We start from the raw sequence: 24,488 nt of genomic DNA on the forward strand, positions 1-24,488 counted from the left end.
GCATGAAGATGGGTGATATTGCCACCGAGACGACGTGGGGATGCGGCGTAAAACGCACGGCATGACAATGGGTCGCTTTGCCGTCGAGAGGATTTGGGGATAGAGTGTAAAACGCACGACTCGCATCTGGGGTCAAAGCGACGGAGCGGTCGGGGTATAACGCACCACAGGGCATTACGGCGGGAATGTAACAAGTCATAAGCGCTAGCGGCCCCCGTTTGCCACGAGAACCGCTAGCCCCGCACGTCTCCTGCTGCAATGGCGCGCCGTTGAGGCTGCCCCCGCCCTTCCTTATCTGAAAGGTATGAACGACGTACGGCGCCGGCCACGCCCGCCGTTTCTCGTTGCGTTCCGCTGCCTCGGACGGCCCGCCGCTGCGCGCTTAGAGCAATTGCGCCAGGCGGTTTAGATCCGACTGAATAGCCCCGGCGGTCACATCCCGCCCGGCGCCGGGCCCGCGGATAACCAGCGGGTTATCACGGTACCAGCGGCTCTCGATAGCGAAAACATTGTCGCAAGGCAGCAATGAGGCCATCGGGTGTTCCCGCCGCACCGCCTCCACGCCGACTCGCGCCTTGCCGTTAGCCTCGAAGCGCGCAATATAGCGCAGCACCAGCCCCATTTCCTTCGCCGCTTCCAGCCGCTGCAGCATGTGTTCGTTAAGCGCCTCGCCGCCCTCTTCAAAGAAGTGATCTACCGACCCCGCTTCATGACCGGGCGCCACCAGCGATTCGACCCGCACCTGATTAGGCTCGATAGCATACCCCGCCTCGCGGGCCAAAATCACCAGTTTACGCATGACGTCCTGACCGGAAAGATCGACGCGCGGATCCGGCTCCGTCAGCCCCTGTTGCCAGGCTTGCTCCACCAGTTCGGTAAAGGGCACGCTGCCGTCAAACTGCAAAAACAGCCAGGACAGGGTGCCGGAGAAGATACCGCTGATGGAGAGGATGCTGTCGCCGCTGTCCAGTAAATCCCGCACCGTATGGTTCACCGGCAGGCCGGCGCCCACTGTCGCGTTGTAAAGCCAGTGGCGACCGGTTTTGGCGAAGGCGTCGCGCACCTGACGATAGTTGTCGCCGCCCGACGCGCCCGCCAGTTTGTTGGCGCTGATGACGTGGAAGCCGTAGCTGGCGAAATCCAGATACTGATCAGCAACGGCCTCGCTGGCGGTCACATCCAGCACGACCAGATCGTCATACGGGTGGGCGCGCATCCACAAAAACAGATCTTCCGGCTCCGTAAGCGTCGCCTCGTCGTTGAAAAAGGCCAGCGCCCGGCTGGCATCCAACCCGTCGTAGCTAAGCAGGCTGCGCTGACTGTCCACCACACCGCTGAGAATGAATTCAAAGCCGGTGCGCGCCGACAGGTTTTTTTGCTCGCGGGCAAAAAGCTCCAGCCAGCGGGAGCCAATATTGCCTTTGCCGAACAGCATCAGGCCGATACGTTTTTCGGCGCGAAACAGCGAGGTGTGCAGCCCCTGTATAACATGCTCGGTAGGCCCGACGCGCAGTACCGCCACCAGACTGATGCCGTCCTCGGCCTGCCAAAAGAATTCGATAGGTTGATACTTCAGTTGCTGATAGAAACGGTGGCTGTGCAGCGGATTTTTCGCCACGCCGGCGCCCACCAGCGCCACCAGCGCCACTCCCTCGCGCAGTTGTAAATGCGCCGGTAAACCGGCCTGTTCAAGGCTATGCAGCGCGCTACCGGCGACCTCAGAGGTGTAGCACAGCTGCAGCAAACGCCGGTCGCGGTGCACCCCTACCGCCAGCGGTTTGATCTGGGCGCGTTTTAGTACCAGCTCCATCTCTTTGTGGGCCAGCGCGAAGTCGTGCTGCGGCGGGATGGTGAGTTCAATCAGGCAGACATCATCATGACTGGTGACGATTTTCGCGCCGGTACCGGAGGCCAATACCCGCTCAATGCGCGTAGAGCCTTGCTCCGGCTGATAGCTACAGCGCAGCAGTAAATCGATATCGCTAGCCGATACCGGCTGCAGGGTGCGGGCGTGCAGAACCGGCGCCGCGAGACGCGCCAGCTCGCTGGCCTCATCCAAGCGCAGCAGCGGCAGTAGGCAGGCATCCTTTACTTTGCGCGGATCGGCGCTGTAAACGCCGGCCACATCGCTCCAGATAGTGACGCGGGCGACACTGGCCAGCGCGCCAATTTGGGTGGCGGAGTAATCGCTGCCGTTACGGCCCAACAACACCGTTTCACCCGCCTGGTTGCGGCAGATAAAGCCCGTCACCACCAGCCGTTTGGTGGGATGCTGGGTCAGCAACTGCTGCAACAGCGGCCACGAACGCCCTTCATCTACCTGGGGCTGGGCAGCGCGTTCGGCACGGAGAAAATCGCGTGCGTCCAGCCACTGCGCCTCCATGTCAAGCTGGCTGAGCAGCGCCGCCATCAGCCGCGCCGACCAAATTTCACCGTGCCCAACCACCTCGGCATAAACCGCGTCGGTAATAGGGCCGTCAAGCAGTGCCGCCAGCCGCTCCAGGTCGCGAATGAACGCGACAAGCAACCCTTCGGCATCCGTGGCGGGCAGCAAGCCGTTGATAAGCTCGCTTTGATAGCGTCGCAAATTCTGCTGCACCTGATGGGCAGACAGGCGATCGCTTTGGCTCAGCGTCAACCAGCTTATCAGCTGGTTGGTGGTGCTGCCCGCCGCGGAAACCACCATCAGATCGCCAGGCTGGCTGTATTCGGCCATAATCCCTGCCACCCGCTGGTAGCATTTCACGTCAGCGAGACTACTGCCGCCAAATTTATGCAATTGACGGCCAATCGGGCTGTCCGCGCTTACTAGTGGACTCATGCTTACCTCTGTAGCGCCGCCTGGAAAGCCTGTTCCAGATCGGCAATTAAATCTTCGCTATCTTCGATCCCGACCGACACCCGCAGCAGCGTTTCGCCAATACCGGCGCGCGCGCGCGCCTCGGCGGCCATTCCCGCATGCGTCATGGTCGCGGCGTGGGAGATAAGGCTCTCCACGCCCCCCAGCGATTCGGCCAGGGTAAACAGCTCCAGCGCGGCCAAAAACCGGCGCAGCGTGGTTTCGTCGCCGTCCAGTTCAAAACTGAGCATCGCGCCAAAGCCGCTTTGCTGGCGGCAGGCGATGGCGTGGCCGGGATTCTCCGGCAGGCCGGGATAATACAACTTTTTCACCTGCGGATGTTGCTGTAAATAGGCGACGATAGCTTGGGCATTACTTTGCTGTTGCCGTATGCGCGGCGTCAGGGTACGTATTCCGCGCAGCAGCAGATAGCTGTCAAACGCGCTGCCGGTCACGCCGATATTGTTGCCCCACCAGGCCAATTCGGTGGCAACATCCGCCTCGTTGGCAATCACCGCGCCCGCCACCACATCGGAATGCCCGTTGAGATATTTGGTGCAGGAATGCACAACCAGATCGGCGCCCAGCGCCAGCGGCTGTTGCAGCGCCGGACTCATAAAGGTGTTATCCACCACGCATAAGGCGCCCGCCTGGTGCGCATCGCGGCAGATAGCGGCGATATCCACCACCCGCAATAGCGGGTTACTGGGCGTTTCGATCAATACCAGCTTCGGCTTGGCGGCCAGCGCCTGGGCCAGCGCCTGCGGGTTTGCCTGATCGACGAACTGCACCCGATAGGCGCCACGCCTGCTTTGACTTTCAAACAGCCGATAGCTGCCGCCATAGCAATCATGGGGCGCCACCAACAGATCGCCGGGTTTGAGAAAGACCGTGCACACCAAATGAATAGCCGACATGCCGCTGCTGGTCATTACCGCGCCCGCACCGCCCTCCAGCTCCGCTAGCGCCCGCTGCACCACATCGCGCGTCGGGTTACCGCGGCGGGAGTAGTCGTGGGCGCGCGGCTGGTTGAAGTCAGTAAAATTATAGGTACTCGAGAGGGTGATCGGCGGAACAACACAGCCGAATTGCTCGTCGTTATTCAACCCGCTACGAACTGCGATAGTGGCCTGCTTGCGCGTCATGGTGTCGCATCCTGACAAATGCTAAAAGTGAGGTGAAAGAGTAAACCGCGCAAAGATAGACGTCAATACATCTGGACATCTAAACTTCTTTGCGTATAGATTGAGCACAGCAACAATAACCGCTAAAATTATGCTGAATTGAACAGTTAAAATCCATTTCATCTGTTGTAACGTAGGCGAAGGGCGGGGTCGAGTGCGAAACGATAGGAAATGGTGATAAACAGCAAATTTAGCCGGCATTAAGTAGAGCGTTTCCCGCATATACGGCATAATTAGCGAACTTTCTGCAATTTATATTCATTCGTTGAGACATTAAGGTATCCCATGGCGGAATGGAAAGGTGAATATGTCAGCCCTTATGCTGAACATGGTAAAAAAAGCGAACAGGTCAAAAAGATAACGGTATCCATTCCGCTGAAGGTTCTGAAGATTCTGACCGACGAAAGAACCCGGCGTCAGGTCAACAACCTGCGCCATGCCACCAACAGCGAACTGCTGTGTGAAGCGTTTTTGCATGCGTTCACCGGCCAACCGCTACCGGACGACCACGATTTGCGTAAAGAGCGAAACGACGAAATCCCCGAAGTGGCGAAAGAAATGATGCGCGAAATGGGGATAGACCCCGAGACCTGGGAATATTAACAGCGAGCAAACCTGACAAGGCGCACAGGGCCACCGCGCGCGTTAACCGGCAGCAACGAAGGTCATTGGCGTCTTAACCCCTCCCGCGCACCGCGCGGTAGAGAGTCTGACGAAGCATCAACCAATACGTTAGCCTTTACCACCCTAGAGTGCGCCAATCAGGTGCCGCCTATCACACCGGCCCGCATCGTGGATTTGGCTGCCGCGAGCGCTCCGCGGAATCGGCGCTAGCCGCGCTTGGACGAAGACAACTTGACTGAGCGATAAGCAAAGCCTGGGCTAGGCGTACTCTTTCCCTCAGCCAGCGTACCCGTGGGCTGGCTGTATCGCTATCTTCTTTTTTTCCTTGTACCTACATCCAGCACTGCGCTATGGCATGTTCGCATGAAACTATTTAAACCCTGCGGGAGGCGGCGATGTTCAAACCCGAGACGGCTGGCCGCCGTGGCCTGACTTACCGATTAGCATTATTTCCCACTGCCCGACGGGTAAACGAGATGACCGTTATAAGATAATAGATCGCCAGTCAATGAGAGAGCACGGCGGCGCCTGTGGGACAAAACTTTAGCCCTTCTCACATAGCGGGCGGCAATAGGGACGACAGCGGTTCTCTATTAGCGACAACATGTCTTTTCATCGCTTAAGATGCGTAGCGGATCGCCGTTTTCGATCTTTGGTTATTCAGCCATACACTGATACCCGCTATTTTCGCGACGCATGTTTACCGTGGCGCGTGAAGCGCCGTACAGCGGCCAAGAATTCAAGAAAATTTATACCTTGCTTAAGGCTCTTGATAAATTGCCTCTCGGCCGCGCCCAAATTGTCTATATGTCACGACGCTCGATGTCAAACATCTATCGCTTTTCACAACTGATCATAACTAAGGTCGTTACTCCAAACAAATTCGGTCAATCGCTTCATAAAGTTATCAACCCAGCGCTATGAACGGATGATAGAGCAGGAGATCCATGACGCGTTCATCAAATAGAGCTAACGCCATAGGGTTTATTTCCTGCCAAAACAGCGTCCCAGACGATAAAGAGAGAATTCATGCCCAAGGATCTGCGAAACGCCACATTTGCAGCGATTAAAAAGATCGCAACGGGCAATGTGAAATCTTTAACCACAGCGTTTGTCATGTATACAGCCATTAATTGTTTACATTCTAGCACCGGGCAGTTTTGCTTTGCTCAGATCGATATAGTTTAGATCTACCTGGCTCAGATCAGCGAAGCTTAAATTGACACCGGTAAAATCCGCGTCCGTTAAATGACTACCAATAAGTTTAGCGAAGGTCAAATCGGCATCGATAAGGTCGGCACCGGTAAGATTGGCCTGGACCAGATTAGCATAAGACAAATTGGCCCGGTTCAGGTCAGCGTGATTCAGCCGGGCTCGAAAAAAAGTCGCCTCCGTCAGATTGGCGCTGTCCAGTTCAGCCCTGGTCAGGTTAGCATCGGTTAAGTCAGCCTCGGCCAAGGTCGCATTGCACAGGTCGGCTTCAATCAATTCAGCACGGTTTAGATCTGCTTCATTCAGGTTAGCCGCGGTGAGATCGGTGCCACTCAAATTGGCACGAATCAGCCTGGCGCCTGTCAAGTTGGCGCCCGCTAAGTTTGCGCCCGCTAAGTTGGCACGGATGAGATTCGCATGGGAAAGATCAGCATCGGACAGGTCAATACCGGCTAAATCAGCCTGTGCCAGGTTAACGCCGGTAAGGTTCATCTTACCCTTATCAGTCAAAATAACGGGGTCTTGCGCAAGCTGTAACTCTTTTCTGAGCAATAATGTCCGGCATACTTTGTGGTATGCCTGGATATCAATGTCATGACCTATTAAATGACCGCCTTCTCGTACTTCCACCGTCACTTTGGTATCATCGCTGCCCATAGGCGGAAGTTTAAATGAGACTTCACAGCCCATGACATCATGTAAGGTGATAGCCTTAGGCTCGGTGATATCTGTGCCATCCAATGCTTCGGCCATTTTATCCATCATAATCGTGTACACATTTTCCTTTCCGCGGCGGATACCGCCAAATGTTAAAAGATCCAAAATATGCTGGAAAATACCTGAGGGCGTTATGGCATCTTTCACGGCATCCGCTGAGCCAACGCCCGCGGCACAAGCGAATGTCAAGGTGTTATTGATGGACGTATTCATTGCAATCATACCAGCCTCTATGTCTAAGGTGTGTGTATTGAGCTGACGGGGCGAATATAGGAAGAGTGCTATAAATTTAAGATATGCAAAATCACGTTGCCTCATAGCGCATCGTTAATTCATGATTCCGCAACATAACGATGACGTAATTTAAGCTATTTCCTGTGCATTGATCTGCATGCGCCGGTGCCGGTTAAAAATCAATTTTTTCTTGGCTTGAACTTGTCATAGTCGGTTATATCTATCAACACAGGTTAAATTAAATCACCACGTCACCATTATTGAGATTGAACAGCGCCTTATTATTAGTGAGCATTATATTTATGCCACCCTTCCGGTGTAAGGAGTGCAGATGATTTTGGTGTTTTTTTGGAAATGCGGTAATAAGGTGAACGCCTTATTTATCCATAGGCGATTCGCGCGCATTTATTAAGGAATTAATCCTCGACTATCGCTATGGCGCAGATAGATTTTAAAAGAGACCCTATTGGACCCTACTGTCTTATCACCATGAAAAATGCGGCGGAGTTAATATGAAAGGCGCGAGTGGCTCTTTCGCCAGGCGCGATAAAATCTCAATATCGGTTGTAAGCCAAAAAACCATGGAAACCGTAGCGCAATTAAAAGCTGGGCTGACCAAGAGAAGATCCATCACCCTTTTTATCGGCACGCCAAAAGGCTGATAAAAAAAAGGCGCCCGCGGCGCCTTTTTCTTCTGGTGGGGCAATTATTTCTTGCCGACCGGAATGCTGAAACGCTTGTTGAAGCGATCAACACGACCACCGGTATCAACAACACGTTGTTTACCGGTATAGAACGGATGGCAAGCGCTGCATACGTCCAGGTTAAGGTCGTGGCCCAGAGTAGAGTGGGTCTTGATGACATTACCGCAGGAACAGGTTGCAGTAATTTCTACGTATTTCGGGTGGATATCTTTTTGCATGAAAACCTCTTCGTAAGGCCGCGTCGCTATCCGGTCTACTTTAGCCAGACACCACGCGAATGGCGTTTATCGCTTTAATGCCGGATGACATCAAAGGCGGCGAATCATACAGAATGCCGCCAATCTTTGCAAACACAATCCGCACATCAAAGGCAACACAGTGTACACTATCAGCGCTTTTTTGACACCCAGGATGGATGCATGCCCGTTGTAAACGTCGCATTACCGGTGCCGCTGGCTCGGACTTTTGATTACCTTTTGCCCGCTAACGCCGCGCCTGCGGTTGGGGGGCGGGTGCGGGTTCCGTTTGGTCAACGCCAGGCCATTGGTATCGTCACCGCCATCCGCGAGCACAGCGACGTGGCCCTGGACAAGTTAAAGCCTATCAGCGAAGTGCTCGACGACCGGTCGCTGTTTTCCGACAGCCTCTGGCGCATACTGAACTGGGCCATCGGCTACTACCATTACCCCGCCGGCGAAGTGCTGTTCCACGCTCTGCCGATCCTGCTTCGTCAGGGCAAGCCCGCTGAGATGGCGCCGCTATGGCAGTGGTTCGCCACGGAACAGGGGCGCAGCACGCTGCCCGATAGTCTGAAGCGAGCGCCCAAACAGCAACAGGCGCTGGCGGCGCTGCTGCGCGGGCCGGTTTATCGCCACCAGGTAGGCGAGCTGCTGCTTGCCGACCCGGCGCTGCAGGCGCTGCGCGCCAAAGGATTATGCGATCTGCGGCCCCAGGCGGTGGAGGCAAGCGACTGGCGGCCAGGGTTCGGCGTTAACGGCGAACGGTTGCGGCTGAACACTGAACAGGCCACCGCCGTGGGCGCTATTCGCAGCGAGGACGATCGGTTCACCGCCTGGCTGCTGGCCGGCGTGACCGGCTCCGGCAAGACCGAGGTTTATCTGACGGTGCTGGAGAATATTCTGGCCAAAGGGCAGCAGGCGCTGGTGCTAGTGCCGGAAATTGGTCTGACGCCGCAAACTATCGCCCGCTTTCGTGAGCGCTTCAATGCGCCGGTAGAGGTCCTGCATTCGGGGCTCAACGACAGCGAACGGCTGGCGGTCTGGCTTAAAGCGCGACGCGGCGAATGCGCTATCGTCATCGGAACCCGTTCGGCATTGTTCACCCCGTTCGCCCGGTTGGGGATTATCGTCATCGACGAGGAGCACGATAGTTCTTATAAGCAGCACGAAGGCTGGCGCTACCACGCCCGCGACCTGGCGGTTTTTCGCGCGCGGGAAGAAAATATACCGATAGTGCTCGGCACCGCCACGCCGTCCCTCGAAACCCTTTATAATGTACAGCAGAAAAAATACCGCCAGCTCACCTTGGCCAAACGGGCCGGCAGCGCCCGACCAGCCGGCCAGCACTTGCTGGATATGAAGGGGCTACCGCTGACCCATGGCCTCTCAACGCCGCTGCTGGATAAAATGCGCGCACATCTACAGGCCGGCAATCAGGTCATGCTGTTTCTTAACCGGCGCGGCTTCGCGCCTGCGCTGCTGTGCCATGAATGCGGCTGGATCGCCGAATGCCAACGCTGCGATCACTACTACACGCTACATCAGCATCAGCGTCAATTGCGCTGCCACCACTGCGACAGCCAGCGCCCGCTGCCGCATCAATGCCCACAGTGCGGCTCCACCCAGTTGGTGGCCGTCGGGTTAGGCACTGAACAGCTGGAGGCGGCGTTGACGCCGCTGTTTCCAGAGGTGCCGGTGACGCGAATCGATCGCGACACCACGGCGCGCAAAGGCGCGCTTGAGGACTATCTGGCCCAGGTACAGCGCGGCGGCGCGCGGATTTTAATCGGCACCCAAATGCTGGCCAAAGGCCACCACTTTCCAGATGTTACGCTGGTTTCGCTGCTGGACGTGGATGGCGCGCTGTTCTCCGGCGATTTCCGCGCCGCCGAACGTTTCGCCCAACTTTATACCCAGGTTGCCGGCCGTGCCGGCCGCGCCGGCAAACAAGGGGAGGTTTTACTGCAAACCCACCATCCCGAGCATCCCCTGCTGCAAACGTTGCTGCATCACGGTTATATGGACTTCGCCAATCAAACGCTAGAGGAACGCCGCCAGGCGGGCCTGCCTCCCTTTACCAGTCATATCCTGTTTCGCGCGGACGATCACGACAACCGCCAGGCGGGGCTGTTCCTTGATCAATTACGCCAGCTGCTGGACGCCAGCCCGCTGCGGGATAACGCCCTGTGGCTCATGGGGCCTATCCCCGCGCTGGCGCCCAAGCGCGGCGGGCGTTTTCGCTGGCAGTTGCTGTTGTCGCACCCCTCGCGTCCGCATTTGCAACGCCTGGTGGCCGCCAGTTTACCGCTGATAAGCACCCTGACTCAGGCGCGCAAGGTTAAATGGTCGCTGGATGTGGATCCCCTCGACGGCTGACGCCGCAGGTTTTGCGATCGCGCTTCGGCAATAGCGTAAAGATAAAAATCAGCGTGAAATTGCCCTCTGCTCGTCGACGTGGGATCTGATACAAAGGGAGGGCCGTAGAGCATGAATAGGGCCACGGTGCCCCCAGGAGTAATGCGTGGAACAGAAAAGGAGCCGTACCTGCGCTGCGACAATGCGAGATGTGGCGCTGCAGGCGGGCGTTTCCACCGCGACCGTCTCACGGGCGCTGATGCGTCCAGAAAAAGTGTCGCCGGCAACGCTGCAGCGCGTGCGGCGGGCGGCGTGCAGCATCGGTTATGCGCCGCTTACGCCGGGCCGCCTGATAAAACGCGACGAGAGCGCTACGCTTCTGGCGTTGCTGCCCGATAGCGGCGACCCGCACCTCAGCGAGGTTTTGCGCGGTATCCAGGAAACCGCCGCCGCGCAAGGCTATTGGCTGCTGCTGCTGCCATATCGCCCTGCGCCGACGCAGAAAAAAAGCCTTAGCGACATGATCTACGGCAGAACGATTGATGGTATGTTGCTGCTCGGCGCCGATGTGCCGTTTCGCATCGATGGCGATACGCGCTCAACCCTGCCGCCGATGGTTATGGTGAATGAATATGTGCCGGCGCTGGCGCTGCCGACGGTGCATACTGATAATTTGACCGCGGCCTGGCGTGCGGTGGATTATCTCTATCGGCTGGGCCATCGCCGCATCGGCTGTATCAGCGGTCCGGCGCAGTTGCCGGCGTGCCGGCTGCGTCTGGAGGGGTACCGTCATGCGCTGCGCCGTCACGGCATCGCGCCGCGAGAACAAGGTGTCTTTCAGGGCGCGCTAAATTGCCAGACCGGCAAAGCGGGACTTAACATGTTGATTTCACGACCACAGCCGCCTACCGCTATCTTTTGCCATAGCGATATGATAGCGCTAGGGGCGCTGGCGCAGGCGAAAGTGCTCGGCCTCAGAGTACCGGAAGAATTATCCCTGACCGGGTTTGGCAATTTAACGGCGGCGGCCCACTGTTGCCCACCGCTCACGACGGTGGCGCCCCCCAGTTATTGCATAGGCCGCGAAGCAGTGCTGTTACTCTTGCGCCAACTCAGGCAACATGCGACAAGGGCGGCAGCCTCTGTCATGCTCGACAGTGAATTGGTCATCCGCGGGTCCAGCGCTCTGCCCCAGACACGTCACTGATGCGCATTTCGGAATGCTGACGCTGGTCAAATATTATTGCCTTCAGTAACATGACGGCCTGATGATTATCTCAAATTTAGCGAAACGATAGTGGCACAAAGAGACTATGTAGGCCGTGGCAAGTCCTCGGGCACGCGGCGTAAAACGACCAACCGTAAAAAGAAACGTTCCTCCTCCGGCACGTCCAAAACGATGATCGCACTGGCGGCGGCCGTACTGATTACGTTTATTGGCGGTCTCTATTTCATCGCGCATAACAAATCGGAAGAAGCGGTGATTGTGCCTAATCGCGGCAAAAACGCCGGCAGCGGGTTACCACCCAAGCCGGAAGAACGCTGGCGTTATATTAAAGAGCTGGAAAATCGTCAGATCGGAGTGCAGTCCCCCACCGAGCCAACCGCGGGCGGAGAGGTGAATTCGCCGGCGCAGCTGACCGATGAGCAGCGTCAGCTATTAGAACAGATGCAGGCGGATATGCGCCGTGAGCCCACGCATTTGAACGAAGTGCCTTATAACGATCAAAGCAAAGCGCCCGCAGCGGGCACGGCCCAAACCCGGCCAACCACCCAAACGCCGCGCAATCCGTTCAGTCAGCAACCGGTGCAGGCTCCGCGTCAAACGCCGCCGGCCACGGTCGCGCCTCAGCCGGCTCAACCGGCGCGCCAGGCGCCCGCGCCGACACGTCAGACCCCCGCGCCCATTCAGCCGGTTCAGAAAAGCGCCGAGCAGAATGCGGCGAAAGAGTCGCCAAAAGAGAAGCCGCAGCGCTGGCTAGTCCAGTGCGGTTCGTTCAAAGCGATGGACCAGGCGGAGTCGGTGCGTGCCCAACTGGCCTTCGCCGGCATCGAAAGCCGCATCACCACCGGCGGCGGCTGGAACCGCGTCTTGCTGGGCCCCTATTCCAGCCGCGCCGGCGCTGATAAAATCTTGCAGAGCGTACGCGCCGCCGGAGTATCAAATTGCATCCCCGTTGCCGCCGGGGGTTGAAAACCCGTATTCCCGCCCCATTTAATAGTTATCCTCGCCCCGTATTCTTTGCGGGGCGCTCACTATTTCCATTCCAAGGGGTTGCTCGTGACAACAATCGTAAGCGTACGCCGCAATGGGCATGTCGTCATCGGTGGTGATGGACAGGCTACTCTGGGTAATACCGTCATGAAAGGTAACGTGCGCAAAGTCCGTCGCCTGTATAATGAAAAAGTTATCGCAGGCTTCGCCGGCGGCACCGCGGATGCTTTCACCCTATTTGAGCTGTTTGAACGTAAATTGGAAGTGCACCAGGGCCATCTGGTCAAAGCGGCCGTTGAATTAGCCAAAGACTGGCGCACCGACCGCATGCTGCGCCGTCTGGAAGCCTTGCTAGCGGTGGCCGATGAAAACGCCTCGCTCATCATTACCGGGAATGGCGATGTCATACAGCCGGAAAACGATCTGATCGCTATCGGATCTGGCGGCCCGTATGCCCAATCTGCAGCGCGCGCGCTGTTGGAAAATACCGATCTCGGCGCACGTGAGATCGTCGAAAAAGCGTTGGGTATTGCCGGTGATATCTGCATCTACACCAACCATTTCCAAACCATTGAAGAATTAACGTCCACGCGTAAGGATCCTGAAAATGTCTGAAATGACCCCACGGGAAATCGTCAGTGAACTCGATGGCTATATTGTAGGCCAGCACAACGCCAAGCGGGCGGTGGCCATCGCGTTGCGCAACCGCTGGCGCCGCATGCAACTGGACGAAGCATTGCGCCATGAAGTGACACCGAAAAATATTCTGATGATTGGCCCCACCGGCGTCGGGAAAACGGAAATCGCCCGTCGCTTGGCAAAACTGGCCAACGCCCCGTTTATCAAAGTCGAGGCCACCAAATTCACCGAAGTCGGCTACGTCGGTAAAGAAGTGGATTCCATCATCCGCGATTTGACCGACGCGTCCGTCAAAATGGTACGGCTGCAATCCATTGAGCAAAACCGTTTCCGTGCAGAAGAACTGGCGGAAGAACGGGTGCTTGACGTCTTGATCCCGCCGGCCAAGAATAATTGGGGACAGCCGGAGGAGAGCGGCGAGCCCTCCAGCGCGCGCCAGAATTTCCGCAAAAAATTGCGCGAAGGTCAGCTGGATGATAAAGAGATAGAAATCAATCTCGCTGCGGCGCCGATGGGGGTGGAGATTATGGCCCCTCCCGGCATGGAGGAAATGACCAACCAGTTGCAATCGATGTTCAAAAATCTGGCCGGCCAAAAACAGAAGCCGCGCAAGATAAAGATCAAAGAGGCCCTGAAGCTTTTGGTGGAAGAAGAAGCCGCCAAGCTGGTTAATCCGGAAGAGCTGAAAGAAAAAGCGATCGAGGCGGTGGAGCAGCACGGCATCGTATTTATCGACGAGATCGATAAAATCTGTAAACGCGGCGAAGTATCTGGACCGGATGTTTCCCGGGAAGGCGTGCAGCGGGATCTGCTGCCGCTGGTGGAAGGTTGTACCGTTTCTACCAAGCACGGGATGGTGAAGACGGACCATATTCTGTTTATCGCCTCCGGCGCGTTCCAGGTTTCCAGCCCGTCGGATCTCATTCCCGAGCTACAGGGGCGTCTGCCGATCCGCGTCGAGCTAGAAGCCCTGACCACCGAGGATTTTGAACGCATCCTGACCGAGCCCAGCGCTTCGCTCACCACCCAATATATCGCCCTGATGGCGACGGAAGGGGTGAGCATTACCTTCACCGAGGACGGCATCAAGCGTATCGCCGAAGCGGCCTGGCAGGTGAACGAGCGCACCGAAAATATCGGCGCCCGCCGTTTGCACACCGTCCTGGAGCGTTTAATGGAAGATATTTCCTATGACGCCAGCGAGTGGAACGGTAAAACTATTTCTATTGATGCAGATTATGTTCGCAGTCACCTGGATGAGTTAGTATCTGATGAAGATTTGAGCCGCTTTATCCTGTAACCCATCTCAGGGTAATCGACATCCGCAACGGGAGGCTCAGGCCTCCCGTTTTTTTTGGCGTTCCCGCCACCGTAGAGAAGAGTGCAAACATGAGCGACACAGCCACACTCAGCCCGACAAAAGCCTGGATGATCAGCCTGCGGCTACGCACCCTGCCGCTGGCGCTGGCCTCCATTGTAACCGGTTCGGCGATAGCCGGCTGGCAGGGACAATTCCGGCCGGTGGTGGCGCTGCTGGCGCTATTAACCGCTTCCATGCTGCAAATTCTCTCCAATCTGGCCAACGATTATGGCGATGCGGTGAAAGGCAGCGACGACCGCGGCCGGATTGGTCCCCTGCGCGGTATGCAACTGGGCCTGATTTCCCGCGAGCAGATGAAATTCGCGCTGCTGCTGGCGGTGGCATTATCGCTGCTGTCGGGCGCGCTATTGATTTTCGTGGCCTGCAACACCGCGGCGGACGTGCTCGGCTTTTTGTGTCTGGGCGTCTTGTCGATCATCGCCGCTATCACCTATACCGTCGGCACCCGCCCCTATGGCTATATGGGGCTCGGCGATTTGTCGGTGCTGATTTTCTTCGGCTGGCTGAGCGTGGGGGGAAGCTATTACCTGCAAACCGGCGCCTTTCACGCCGTGGTGATCTTGCCCGCCACCGCCTGCGGCTTGCTGGCCGCGGCGGTGCTGAATATTAATAATTTGCGCGATATCGAAAGCGATCGTCAAAACGGCAAAAATACCCTGGCGGTACGCCTGGGACCGCAACGGGCGCGTTATTATCACGTTTGCCTGCTGGCCGGCGCCGTGTTGTGCCTAGCGATTTTTGCGCTGCTGGAGCTGCATAATCTCACCGGTTGGCTGTTTTTGCTCGCGGTCCCGGCGCTGTATATGCAGGCGCGCTATGTCCTGCACGAAACGGATCCGTCCGGTATCAGACCGATGCTGGAGAAAACCGTGAAATGCGTGTTGATCGTGAATATTCTGTTCGCGCTGGGCTTGCTGCTGGCCTAACGCCGCCGCTTTTCTGACGTGCGTCAAGTTCGCCTTTGATGACTTTGGCAACTCTGCCGAGAACGCGATATACTTGCGACTCCAGTGGCAAACCGACGTAAATCCTATGAAATACGATACCTCAGAATTATGTGACATTTATCAGGAAAACGTGAACGTTGTTGAGCCTCTTTTCACTAATTTTGGCGGCAGAACCTCTTTCGGCGGTCAAATAACGACCGTGAAGTGTTTTGAGGATAACGGATTGCTCTACGAGCTGCTGGAAGAAAACGGCCGCGGCCGCGTCCTGCTGGTGGACGGCGGCGGATCGGTACGACGGGCGCTCATTGATGCCGAACTAGGCAATCTGGCCGTACAGAACGAGTGGGAAGGGATCGTGGTTTACGGTGCGGTGCGCCAGGTGGACGACCTGGAAGAGCTGGATCTTGGCATTCAGGCTATGGCCGCCACCCCCGCTGGCGCCGCCGGCGAAGGGATTGGCGAAAGCGATATCCGGGTAAATTTCGGCGGCGTCACTTTCTTTTCCGGCGATCATCTCTATGCCGACAATACCGGGGTCATCCTGTCCGAAGACGCGCTAGATTTGGAATAACGTCAGCGGCTCCACGCGCGCCGTCGTCAATAGCCGGGCCGGCGTCCTATCTCGGCCCGGCGTGGTGATCTCTGGGCAACGCCCGATGTCGGCGAGTGGCTCAGCGGAGATCACCGCCGAAGTACGTCAGGTCAGGATGCACAGCGCCGCTGCCCGGACGCGCAAGGCGATGCACGCACCGCCCGCAGGGAAACCCTAGGGTGTTCAAACCTCATCCATTTTGCTCAACAGGCCGCGCAAGCGCTCTTGCCACACATGCTGCTCCTGCTTTAGCTGCTCGTTTTCATTTACCAGCGACTCACGGTTGCTCTGCGCCTGCTGCACTTCCTGGCTCAGGCTGGTGTTCTTTTCTTTTAGCTCCTCGATTTCCATCTGCAAAAGCGTGATGGTATCAATAGCCTGCTGGACTTTCGCTTCCAGTTTCTCAAATACTTCAAATGCCATTTGTTTCCCCTTAAAGACACAAGGCGTCTTGGTCAGTGGTCGCTACACACCCTTGTGTAACTCGAAAAAGCCGACCGCCCAGGCGTGTTGCCGCTGCCTTTTGCCGTGACTGATACCGGATTTTAAGTAGCCTGCCTGCCCGTGTCCATACACATTGTCTCAATTAGGACATTAGCCCCCCGCCTATGCCGCCGGTTCGCCCCGCGGCGGGAAAACCGGCCATGGCGACTTCTTGCTTCCGGCCGACGGCGGCGCGTGCGTTTTCCTTTGAGAGGGAAACGCGGCAAAAAAATTAAGGTACTTAGCGGCGTAAGAAATGGGTGTTTAGGAACCAATTTTTAAGCGAATACGCGCATTTTTATGACACGGCCCACACATTTAGATTTCGATATTTCTCGTTTTTGCTCGTTAACGATAAATTCACATTATAACTACATAAGTTATTACCCTATATTTTATCAGTGACAAGGGTGTTGCATCAGCCTGGTTCAACACCTTTCCAGCCACAGGAACCGTTTATGAGCCAATTAACATCACCGACAATAAAAGGGCAATGCATCGCCGAATTCCTCGGGACAGGATTACTGATTTTCTTCGGTGCCGGCTGTGTCGCCGCCATGAAATTGGCCGGGGCCTCTTTCGGTCAGTGGGAAATCAGCATTATCTGGGGCATGGGCGTGGCAATGGCGGTCTATCTCACCGCGGCCGTTTCCGGTGCGCACCTCAGCCCGGCGGTCACCATTGCGCTCTGGCTGTTCGCCAGCTTCGAGCGACGCAAAGTGCTACCGTATATTGTGGCGCAAATGCTGGGGGCCTTTTGCGCCGCGGCGCTGGTTTACGGCCTTTACTATAATCTGTTTTTTGATTATGAGCAGGCACACCATATGGTTCGCGGTAGCGTCGAAAGCCTGGATCTGGCCGGCATTTTCTCAACCTATCCTAATCCGCATATCATCTCGGTAGCCCAGGCGTTTTTGGTGGAAATGGTGATTACCGCCATCCTGCTGTGCCTGATCCTGGCGCTGACCGACGACGGCAACGGCATTCCGCGCGGCCCGCTGGCGCCGTTGCTGATCGGTATTCTTATCGCGGTGATAGGCGCCTCGATGGGGCCGCTGACGGGCTTCGCCCTGAATCCCGCCCGCGATTTCGGCCCCAAAACCTTCGCTTTCCTGGCCGGCTGGGGCAAAGTCGCCTATACCGGCGGCCGGGAAATCCCTTACTTCTTGGTTCCGTTGATCGCCCCGGTGGTCGGCGCCTGTCTGGGCGCCTTCGGCTACCGCGCACTGATTGGGCCGCATTTGCCCGGCCAACTGAGCGGCGAAGAGGCCGATGATGTCGCCGTTGCCCAAAGTCGCGCCGCGCGCTCCGAACCCAAGACCTGATTTCCTTTGTTGAACGTCTAAAATAGCGAGAAACTTTTATGTCAGCAGAAAAAAAATATATCGTCGCGCTCGACCAGGGAACCACCAGCTCGCGCGCGATCGTGCTCGACCACGACGCCAACATTGTCAGCGTTTCCCAACGGGAGTTTACGCAAATTTATCCTAAACCCGGCTGGGTGGAACATGACCCAATGGAAATTTGGGCCAGCCAGAGTTCAACCCTGGTGGAAGTGCTGGCTAAAGCCGATATCCGCTCCGACCAAATCGCCGGCATCGGCATCACCAACCAGCGGGAGACCGCGGTGGTATGGGATAAAGAGAGCGGTAAACCCATTTATAACGCCATTGTATGGCAGTGCCGCCGCACTGCGGACATCTGCGAGAAACTGAAACGCGACGGCCTCGAAGAATATGTGCGCCACACGACGGGTCTGGTCATTGACCCCTATTTCGCCGGCACCAAGGTCAAATGGATCCTCGACCACGTAGAGGGCGCCCGCGAGCGCGCCAAGCGCGGCGAATTGCTGTGCGGCACCGTTGATAGCTGGCTCATTTGGAAAATGACCCAGGGACGGGTCCACGTCACCGACTACACCAACGCCTCGCGTACCATGCTGTTCAATATCCATGAACTGGAGTGGGATGACCGCCTGCTGGATATCATGGATATTCCGCGCTCCATGCTGCCCAAGGTACGGCCCTCGTCGGAAATTTACGGCCAGACCAATATCGGCGGCAAAGGCGGCACCCGCATTCCCATCGCCGGTATCGCCGGCGATCAGCAGGCGGCGTTGTACGGCCAGCTGTGCGTCACGCCCGGCATGGCGAAAAATACTTACGGCACCGGCTGCTTCCTGCTGATGAACACCGGCACCGAAGCGGTACAGTCGCGCCACGGTCTGCTGACCACCATCGCCTGCGGACCGCGCGGCGAAGTGAATTACGCGCTGGAAGGCGCGGTGTTTGTCGCCGGCGCCGCCATTCAATGGCTACGTGATGAGATGAAACTGATTAACGACGCCACCGATTCGGAATATTTCGCCGGCAAGGTGAAAGACACCAACGGCGTGTATGTGGTGCCGGCTTTTACCGGTCTCGGCGCTCCCTATTGGGACCCTTACGCCCGCGGCGCCATCTTCGGCATTACGCGCGGCGTGAACGCCAACCACATCATCCGCGCGACGCTTGAGTCGATTGCCTTCCAAACGCGCGATCTGATCGAGTCGATGCAGGCGGATTCCGGCGAGCGGCTGAAAGCGCTACGGGTAGACGGCGGCGCGGTCGCCAACAATTTCCTGATGCAGTTCCAGTCCGATATTCTCGGCACCCGCGTCGAACGCCCGGAAGTGCGGGAAGTCACCGCGCTCGGCGCCGCTTACCTGGCGGGTCTGGCGGTCGGCTTTTGGAGCGATCTGGAAGAGGTGCGCAGCAAAGCGGTTATCGAACGAGAATTCCGTCCCGGTATTGAAACCGTGGAACGCAATTATCGCTACGAAGGCTGGAAGAAAGCGGTGGCGCGCGCACGCGCCTGGGAAGAGCAGGACGAGAAGTAACGGCCCCATCAACCCCAGCCGGAATCCCCGAGGGGAGCGGCGGAGTGTGGTAAACTGACGGCAATATTCCTCTTTGCCGTCAGGAAACTCAAAGTCATGAAACGTGAATTAGCCATTGAATTCTCCCGCGTCACCGAAGCCGCCGCTTTGGCCGGCTACAGCTGGCTTGGCCGCGGCGATAAAAACGCCGCGGACAACGCCGCGGTTCAGGCTATGCGCATTGTGCTGAATCAGGTGCCGATCAATGGCCGCATTGTGATAGGCGAAGGGGAGATCGATGAAGCGCCGATGCTCTACATCGGTGAAGCGGTCGGTACCGGCGCCGGCGCGGCGGTGGATATCGCCGTCGACCCCATCGAAGGCACCCGCATGACCGCCCTGGGGCAGGCCAACGCCCTGACGGTGCTGGCGGTCGCTGAAAAAGGCGCATTTCTCCACGCGCCGGATATGTATATGGAAAAATTGGTGGTCGGGCCGGCGGCGCGGGGCGTCATCGATCTCGCCGCCCCGCTGGAAGATAATTTACGTGCGGTGGCCAGCCGTTTGGGAAAAACCCTGTCGGAGCTGACGGTGTCGCTGCTGGCCAAGCCGCGTCATGATGCGTGCATTCAAGCGTTGCAGCGGCTTGGCGTGCGCGTTTTCACCTTCCCCGATGGCGACGTTGCTGCGTCTATCCTCACCTGCATGCCCGATAGCGAAGTTGACGTCATGTACGGCATCGGCGGCGCACCGGAGGGGGTGATTTCCGCCGCGGTGATCCGTGCCATGGATGGGGATATGCAAGGCCGCCTGCTGCCGCGGCATCAGGTAAAAGGCGACAGCGAAGAGAACCGCCGGATCGGCGCGGATGAGCTGGCCCGCTGCGCGGAGATGGACATCATGGCAAATCAGGTGCTGCGGCTGGAAGAGATGGCGCACAACGATAACGTCATATTTTCCGCCACCGGCATTACCAAAGGCGACCTGCTGAACGGCATCACGCGCAGAGGCAATATCGCCACTACCGAAACGCTGCTTATCCGCGGCAAAAGCCGCACCATTCGCCGCATTACTTCGGTTCACTACCTCGATCGCAAGGATGCCGCGCTGCATCCCTTAATCCTATGAACCACCGCCCGGCCGGCCGCTGCGTATTTTTAAACGATTTCCGAACCCTGGCGAGGCATGGTTTGCGACAGCGGCAACCAGCACAGCAAAATTAGCATACCCATGGCGAAGGTGATCATCCCCAGGCTGAACTGCCCTTGCTGCGGCAGCAGCGAGGAGAAGCCGGCTACCACGCCTGAGCCGATGTTTTGCAGGCCGCCGACCAGCGCGCCCGCGGTACCGGCCAGATAGGGATAAGGCTCCATCGCGCCGGTGGTGGCTAGCGGAAACAGCATGCCGGCGCCGAAAAAGAACAGGCCGGCGGGCAACAGCAGTGTCCAAAGGGTCATGATGCCGAACCAGGCCGGCAGCCACATCAATATCCCCGCCAGCAGGCAGCTCAGCACCGCCCGCCACATCAGCGCGCTGAACGGCCTGACCGCGCGCCCCGCATACCAGGCGCCAAGAAACGTGCCCGGCAGCGGCAGGATAAATAACAGGCTGACCTGCCGGCCGCTCAGCCCCATACTGCCCAACAACACGCCGCTACCGGCCTCGAAAGCGACAATCCCCGCCAGTCCGCCGACCAGCATCAACAGATAATGATTGAACACTTTCTCACTCAGCAGGGGCCAAAAGCCAAGGCTTCGGCCGCTGCTGGCCGGCCGCATCGGACGCGTTTCCGGTAGACGAAACCAGACCAGCAGACTGACGCTGCAGCTCAGCAACAGCAAAAACGCGAAGCACGCGCGCCAGCCCAGCCAGTCGGCAAGCACGCCGCCGATTAGCGGCGCCAGCAGCGGACTAATCAAAATGCCCATATTGAGCAGACCGTTAGCCCGCCGCAGCGAGCGACCATCGCAGATGTCGCGCGGCAATGTCCGCGCCATCACGCCGCCGACGCCGGTACCGACTCCCTGGATACCGCAGGCGAATGTCATCAGCGACAGCGATTGGCTGAGCATGGCGAGCATTGTCCCCAGGCAAAAGATCGCCATACCGCTCAAGATGACCGGCCGGCGCCCGACCCGATCGGAGAGCGGACCATAAATGAGCTGCGAGCCGCCATAGCATAGCAGGTAGGCGGCCATCAGCCGCTGTATCGCGCCCTCGCGCACCATCAAATCGCGGGCGATAAGCGGTATGCCCGGTACGTAAATGGTCTGAGCCATCTGCCCGACGGCCACCAGAATAATCAAAAGCATTAACACGGATATCGCACGCGGGTTCATCATAGATATTACTTAGATAGCTGATTAATTCTGTGTATTGCTTATAAGTAGTGATATATACAGAATATTGGTTAATTTTCCGACATAAATACCATATTAAGGCCACTTGTCCAGTTAATATCTTCATTATCTCGCCGTACTGGCTGTAATGTCCGGTGGACAGAAGGTAAATTTTTCTGTACGTGCGCCCTAATTCGCCGCCGCCGCGCCGTGGACTGGATGCGCTAGCGAAATTAGCTGATAATGGCAAGTCCGCGGATTGGCGGTTCAGGCCGCGCGCCGGACGCCGGCGCGTCCTGAAGCACAAATCTCAGCCGCTGTGACAGAGCGGATAAACGCATGTCGACCGGGGAACATCCGGCAGGATCAAGGGGAGTTAAACACTATGGCTGAATGGGTAACGGGTAACGTGGTGCAGGTGAAGCACTGGACAGAGAGTCTTTTTAGTCTCATTGTGCATGCGCCAGTCGACCCCTTTACCGCCGGACAATTCGCCAAGCTGGGGCTGGAAATCAACGGCGAAAAGATTCAGCGCGCCTATTCCTACGTTAACGCGCCGCGAAATAACAACCTGGAATTTTACCTTGTCACCGTGCCGGAGGGGAAACTCAGCCCGCCGCTGCATGCGCTTGCACCCGGCGACAGCCTGATGGTGACCAAGGAGGCGGCGGGGTTCTTCGTGCTGGACGAGATTCCCCCCTGTGACAATCTGTGGATGCTGGCGACGGGCACCGCGCTAGGTCCGTATCTATCGATTCTCGAGCAGGGCGAGGGGCTCGAGCGCTTCCAGCAAATTATTCTGGTGCACGCGGCGCGCTTTGCCCAGGACCTTAGCTATCTGCCGCAGATGCTGGAGCTACAGCAGCGCTATAACGGTAAGCTGCGCGTCCAAACGGTGGTCAGCCGCGAGCAGGCTCCCGGATCGCTCACCGGTCGCGTCCCCGCCCTGATTGCCGATGGCTCACTGGAGGCCGCGGTAGATCTGCGGCTGGACGCCGAAAACAGCCACGTCATGCTGTGCGGCAACCCGCAAATGGTGCGCGACACGCAGCAGATGTTGAAGGACAGCCGCGGCATGCGCAAACATTTCAAGCGCAAACCGGGCCATATGACCAGCGAGCATTACTGGTAATGGCGGCGCCGTCCTCTGCGCTGAACCGCCGGGCCGCACGCCGCCGTAGCGCCTGGCTGCTGGCGATGCTCTGCGCGACGGGCATCGACGTCGTCCATGGGGAAGCGACACCCGCCGCGCCGCCGCCCGCCGGCAACGCGGGGGGCGCCAACCATGGCGCATCTGCCCCCCCCGCCAGTGACGTGAACCCGCCGCCGCCCGCCGGCAACGCGGGAGGCGCCAACCGCGGCGCATCTGCCTCGTCCGCCCGTGTCGCCAACGCGCCGCCGCCCGCCGCCAAGGGTATCGCCGGGCCGCCGGCGCCCGCCGGCACCGCACCGACCGCCCCGTATCTGCTGGCCGGCGCCCCCACTTTTGATACCACGGTGACGCAATTCCGCGAACGGTACAATCGCCATAATCCGACCTTGCCCATCGGTGAATTTCGCGCGCTGGAGGGCCCGAGCGAACCGGCGAATCTCACTCGCGCCGCCAGCAAGATTAATGAGACATTGTACGCCTCCACGGCGCTGGAGAAAGGCAGCGGCAAGATCAAAACGCTACAGCTGACCTATCTGCCGGTGGAAGGTGGTACCGAAAAGGCCGCTCGCGCGACCGCCATTGCCTACATGGCGGCGCTGCTGCGCGAGTTTGAACCGACGATCAGCGCGGAACAGAGCACGGCGCGGGTGTTAGATCTGCTCAACCGCGGGCAGGGTTCACGCTTTTTCCAACAGCAATGGGGCGCGTTGCGCTATGTCGTGGCGGACAATGGCGATAAAGGGCTGACCTTTGCCGTTGAACCCGTCAAACTTGCGCTGGCCGAGCCCTGATCCATGCACGATAAATGACAAAAAACAAAGCCACCTTAGTATTTCCTCTTTATACTGAGGTCAGGTAAAACTTGCCCTTTGGCACTCATTTTCATCTCTCGCGTTCCCTGAATGGAGGAATAACAATGCGACATCCGTTAGTGATGGGTAACTGGAAACTTAACGGCAGCAAGCACATGGTCAACGAACTGATCGCGGCGCTGCGCAATGAACTCAGCAGCGTTGTCGGCTGCGACGTGGCCATCGCCCCGCCGGTGGCCTATCTCGACCTGGCGAAACATCATTTGGGCGGCAGCCGAATCGCTCTCGGGGCGCAGAACGTTGACACCCATCTTTCCGGCGCCTTCACCGGCGAAGTTTCCGCCGAAATGCTTAAAGATATCGGCGCGAAATATATCATCATCGGACATTCCGAACGCCGCACCTATCATAAAGAAAGCGATGAAGTTATCGCCGAAAAATTCGCCGTGCTGAAAGAAGCGGGTCTGATTCCGGTTTTGTGTATCGGTGAGAGCGAAGCGGAAAACGAAGCCGGACAAACTGAAGCGGTATGCGCTCGTCAGATTAATGCGGTACTGAACAGCCTCGGCGCCAAAGCGTTCGAGAATACCGTTATCGCTTATGAGCCCATCTGGGCCATCGGCACCGGCAAATCCGCCACCCCGGCGCAGGCGCAGGCGGTGCATAAATTCATCCGCGGCCATATCGCCAAACATGATGCGGCAATCGCCGAGCAGGTCATTATTCAGTACGGCGGCTCGGTCAACGCCGGTAATGCTGCTGAACTGTTTACCCAGCCGGATATTGATGGCGCCTTGGTCGGCGGCGCATCGCTGAAAGCTGACGCTTTCGCCGTTATCGTTAAAGCCGCGGCACAAGCGAAACAGGACTGACGGCCTACAGCCGACGACGGGGTTCACCGTCATCCCGCAAACAACCGGGCCGGTCACTCGCTGACCGGCCCGGTATTATTGATGGCGACC

Annotated in this window: 21 protein-coding genes; 15 read left to right on the top strand and 6 right to left on the bottom strand. The window is 57.7% G+C overall.

Annotation, left to right across the window (positions count from 1 at the left end):
• Window positions 1–382 precede the first annotated feature (382 nt).
• Window positions 383–2,821, bottom strand: a complete 2,439-nt coding sequence (locus tag SANT_RS20225) for a bifunctional aspartate kinase/homoserine dehydrogenase II (RefSeq protein ID WP_025424038.1) — start codon at window positions 2,819–2,821, stop codon at window positions 383–385.
• 2 nt (window positions 2,822–2,823) lie between these two features.
• Complete coding sequence (gene metB / locus SANT_RS20230; RefSeq protein WP_025424039.1) at window positions 2,824–3,984, bottom strand: cystathionine gamma-synthase; 1,161 nt, start codon at window positions 3,982–3,984, stop codon at window positions 2,824–2,826.
• Between the two features lie 324 nt (window positions 3,985–4,308).
• Between metB and metJ the strand changes: the two genes are divergently transcribed.
• Entirely contained in the window at window positions 4,309–4,626 is a 318-nt protein-coding gene (gene metJ / locus SANT_RS20235; protein ID WP_025245883.1) for a met regulon transcriptional regulator MetJ, read from the top strand.
• Between the two features lie 1,158 nt (window positions 4,627–5,784).
• On the opposite strand, the gene SANT_RS23085 is transcribed toward metJ, so the two are convergent.
• Window positions 5,785–6,798 carry a pentapeptide repeat-containing protein gene (locus SANT_RS23085; RefSeq protein WP_025424041.1) on the bottom strand — a complete coding sequence of 338 codons (1,014 nt, stop codon included), beginning with the start codon at window positions 6,796–6,798 and terminating at the stop codon, window positions 5,785–5,787.
• A gap of 524 nt (window positions 6,799–7,322) precedes the next feature.
• On the opposite strand from SANT_RS23085, the gene SANT_RS24535 reads away from it, so the two are divergent.
• Window positions 7,323–7,472 carry a hypothetical protein gene (locus SANT_RS24535; protein ID WP_158500171.1) on the top strand — a complete coding sequence of 50 codons (150 nt, stop codon included), beginning with the start codon at window positions 7,323–7,325 and terminating at the stop codon, window positions 7,470–7,472.
• A 44-nt stretch (window positions 7,473–7,516) separates the two neighbouring features.
• Here the strand turns inward: SANT_RS24535 and rpmE are convergent, their stop codons facing one another.
• Window positions 7,517–7,732: a 50S ribosomal protein L31 gene (gene rpmE / locus SANT_RS23655; RefSeq protein ID WP_071882051.1), complete on the bottom strand. Its 216-nt coding sequence runs from the start codon at window positions 7,730–7,732 to the stop codon at window positions 7,517–7,519.
• A 201-nt stretch (window positions 7,733–7,933) separates the two neighbouring features.
• Between rpmE and priA the strand changes: the two genes are divergently transcribed.
• The 7 genes from priA (at window position 7,934) to rraA (ending at window position 15,861) form a co-directional block, all read left to right on the top strand.
• Complete coding sequence (gene priA, locus SANT_RS20260) at window positions 7,934–10,129, top strand: primosomal protein N' (RefSeq protein WP_025424044.1); 2,196 nt, start codon at window positions 7,934–7,936, stop codon at window positions 10,127–10,129.
• 145 nt (window positions 10,130–10,274) lie between these two features.
• Complete coding sequence (locus tag SANT_RS20265) at window positions 10,275–11,315, top strand: substrate-binding domain-containing protein (protein WP_025424045.1); 1,041 nt, start codon at window positions 10,275–10,277, stop codon at window positions 11,313–11,315.
• Window positions 11,316–11,405: 90 nt separating this feature from the next.
• Complete coding sequence (ftsN, locus tag SANT_RS20270) at window positions 11,406–12,302, top strand: cell division protein FtsN (RefSeq protein WP_071882052.1); 897 nt, start codon at window positions 11,406–11,408, stop codon at window positions 12,300–12,302.
• A gap of 87 nt (window positions 12,303–12,389) precedes the next feature.
• Window positions 12,390–12,938, top strand: coding sequence for an ATP-dependent protease subunit HslV (hslV, locus tag SANT_RS20275; protein ID WP_025424047.1), 549 nt, complete (start codon window positions 12,390–12,392; stop codon window positions 12,936–12,938).
• Entirely contained in the window at window positions 12,931–14,262 is a 1,332-nt protein-coding gene (gene hslU / locus SANT_RS20280; RefSeq protein ID WP_025424048.1) for an HslU--HslV peptidase ATPase subunit, read from the top strand. The genes hslV and hslU overlap by 8 nt, the downstream gene beginning before the upstream one ends.
• Window positions 14,263–14,351: 89 nt before the next feature.
• A complete protein-coding gene (locus SANT_RS20285; protein WP_025424049.1) occupies window positions 14,352–15,269 on the top strand; it encodes a 1,4-dihydroxy-2-naphthoate polyprenyltransferase in 918 nt (305 codons plus the stop codon).
• A gap of 106 nt (window positions 15,270–15,375) precedes the next feature.
• A complete protein-coding gene (gene rraA / locus SANT_RS20290; RefSeq protein ID WP_025424050.1) occupies window positions 15,376–15,861 on the top strand; it encodes a ribonuclease E activity regulator RraA in 486 nt (161 codons plus the stop codon).
• A gap of 204 nt (window positions 15,862–16,065) precedes the next feature.
• Here rraA and zapB read toward each other — a convergent pair whose 3' ends face one another.
• Window positions 16,066–16,305, bottom strand: coding sequence for a cell division protein ZapB (gene zapB, locus SANT_RS20295; protein WP_025244505.1), 240 nt, complete (start codon window positions 16,303–16,305; stop codon window positions 16,066–16,068).
• A 518-nt stretch (window positions 16,306–16,823) separates the two neighbouring features.
• On the opposite strand from zapB, the gene SANT_RS20300 reads away from it, so the two are divergent.
• The 3 genes from SANT_RS20300 to glpX all read left to right on the top strand — a co-directional run bounded on the left by SANT_RS20300 (window position 16,824) and on the right by glpX (window position 20,350).
• Window positions 16,824–17,690, top strand: coding sequence for an MIP/aquaporin family protein (locus SANT_RS20300; protein WP_025424051.1), 867 nt, complete (start codon window positions 16,824–16,826; stop codon window positions 17,688–17,690).
• Between the two features lie 38 nt (window positions 17,691–17,728).
• Window positions 17,729–19,243 (top strand): glycerol kinase GlpK, encoded by a 1,515-nt coding sequence (glpK, locus tag SANT_RS20305; RefSeq protein ID WP_025424052.1) that lies wholly within the window; start codon window positions 17,729–17,731, stop codon window positions 19,241–19,243.
• A gap of 96 nt (window positions 19,244–19,339) precedes the next feature.
• Window positions 19,340–20,350 carry a class II fructose-bisphosphatase gene (gene glpX / locus SANT_RS20310; protein ID WP_025424053.1) on the top strand — a complete coding sequence of 337 codons (1,011 nt, stop codon included), beginning with the start codon at window positions 19,340–19,342 and terminating at the stop codon, window positions 20,348–20,350.
• A 29-nt stretch (window positions 20,351–20,379) separates the two neighbouring features.
• Here the strand turns inward: glpX and emrD are convergent, their stop codons facing one another.
• Window positions 20,380–21,564, bottom strand: coding sequence for a multidrug efflux MFS transporter EmrD (gene emrD, locus SANT_RS20315; RefSeq protein ID WP_025424054.1), 1,185 nt, complete (start codon window positions 21,562–21,564; stop codon window positions 20,380–20,382).
• A gap of 382 nt (window positions 21,565–21,946) precedes the next feature.
• Here emrD and fpr point away from each other — a divergent pair, with 382 nt between their 5' ends.
• From fpr to tpiA, 3 genes are all read left to right on the top strand, one after another.
• A complete protein-coding gene (gene fpr / locus SANT_RS20320) occupies window positions 21,947–22,693 on the top strand; it encodes a ferredoxin--NADP(+) reductase (protein ID WP_025424055.1) in 747 nt (248 codons plus the stop codon).
• A gap of 284 nt (window positions 22,694–22,977) precedes the next feature.
• The gene (locus SANT_RS20325; RefSeq protein WP_051440256.1) at window positions 22,978–23,505 is read left to right on the top strand and encodes a DUF1454 family protein; all 528 of its coding nucleotides are present in this window, start codon (window positions 22,978–22,980) and stop codon (window positions 23,503–23,505) included.
• A 125-nt stretch (window positions 23,506–23,630) separates the two neighbouring features.
• On the top strand, window positions 23,631–24,398 hold the full coding sequence (gene tpiA / locus SANT_RS20330; RefSeq protein ID WP_025424057.1) for a triose-phosphate isomerase: 768 nt from the start codon (window positions 23,631–23,633) through the stop codon (window positions 24,396–24,398).
• The last annotated feature ends 90 nt before the right edge of the window (window positions 24,399–24,488 follow it).

This window comes from Sodalis praecaptivus, assembly GCF_000517425.1.
Classification (GTDB): Bacteria; Pseudomonadota; Gammaproteobacteria; order Enterobacterales; family Enterobacteriaceae; genus Sodalis_A; species Sodalis_A praecaptivus.

Excerpts from the sequence above, each read along its gene's own strand:
- SANT_RS20285 (WP_025424049.1), top strand. The coding sequence starts at position 14,352 with ATGAGCGACACAGCCACACTCAGCCCGACAAAAGCCTGGATGATCAGC.
- emrD (WP_025424054.1), bottom strand. The coding sequence starts at position 21,564 with ATGATGAACCCGCGTGCGATATCCGTGTTAATGCTTTTGATTATTCTG.
- fpr (WP_025424055.1), top strand. The coding sequence starts at position 21,947 with ATGGCTGAATGGGTAACGGGTAACGTGGTGCAGGTGAAGCACTGGACA.
- tpiA (WP_025424057.1), top strand. The coding sequence starts at position 23,631 with ATGCGACATCCGTTAGTGATGGGTAACTGGAAACTTAACGGCAGCAAG.
- rraA (WP_025424050.1), top strand. The coding sequence starts at position 15,376 with ATGAAATACGATACCTCAGAATTATGTGACATTTATCAGGAAAACGTG.
- glpX (WP_025424053.1), top strand. The coding sequence starts at position 19,340 with ATGAAACGTGAATTAGCCATTGAATTCTCCCGCGTCACCGAAGCCGCC.
- hslU (WP_025424048.1), top strand. The coding sequence starts at position 12,931 with ATGTCTGAAATGACCCCACGGGAAATCGTCAGTGAACTCGATGGCTAT.
- rpmE (WP_071882051.1), bottom strand. The coding sequence starts at position 7,732 with ATGCAAAAAGATATCCACCCGAAATACGTAGAAATTACTGCAACCTGT.
- zapB (WP_025244505.1), bottom strand. The coding sequence starts at position 16,305 with ATGGCATTTGAAGTATTTGAGAAACTGGAAGCGAAAGTCCAGCAGGCT.
- SANT_RS24535 (WP_158500171.1), top strand. The coding sequence starts at position 7,323 with ATGAAAGGCGCGAGTGGCTCTTTCGCCAGGCGCGATAAAATCTCAATA.
- priA (WP_025424044.1), top strand. The coding sequence starts at position 7,934 with ATGCCCGTTGTAAACGTCGCATTACCGGTGCCGCTGGCTCGGACTTTT.
- SANT_RS20225 (WP_025424038.1), bottom strand. The coding sequence starts at position 2,821 with ATGAGTCCACTAGTAAGCGCGGACAGCCCGATTGGCCGTCAATTGCAT.
- glpK (WP_025424052.1), top strand. The coding sequence starts at position 17,729 with ATGTCAGCAGAAAAAAAATATATCGTCGCGCTCGACCAGGGAACCACC.
- metJ (WP_025245883.1), top strand. The coding sequence starts at position 4,309 with ATGGCGGAATGGAAAGGTGAATATGTCAGCCCTTATGCTGAACATGGT.
- SANT_RS23085 (WP_025424041.1), bottom strand. The coding sequence starts at position 6,798 with ATGATTGCAATGAATACGTCCATCAATAACACCTTGACATTCGCTTGT.
- SANT_RS20300 (WP_025424051.1), top strand. The coding sequence starts at position 16,824 with ATGAGCCAATTAACATCACCGACAATAAAAGGGCAATGCATCGCCGAA.
- metB (WP_025424039.1), bottom strand. The coding sequence starts at position 3,984 with ATGACGCGCAAGCAGGCCACTATCGCAGTTCGTAGCGGGTTGAATAAC.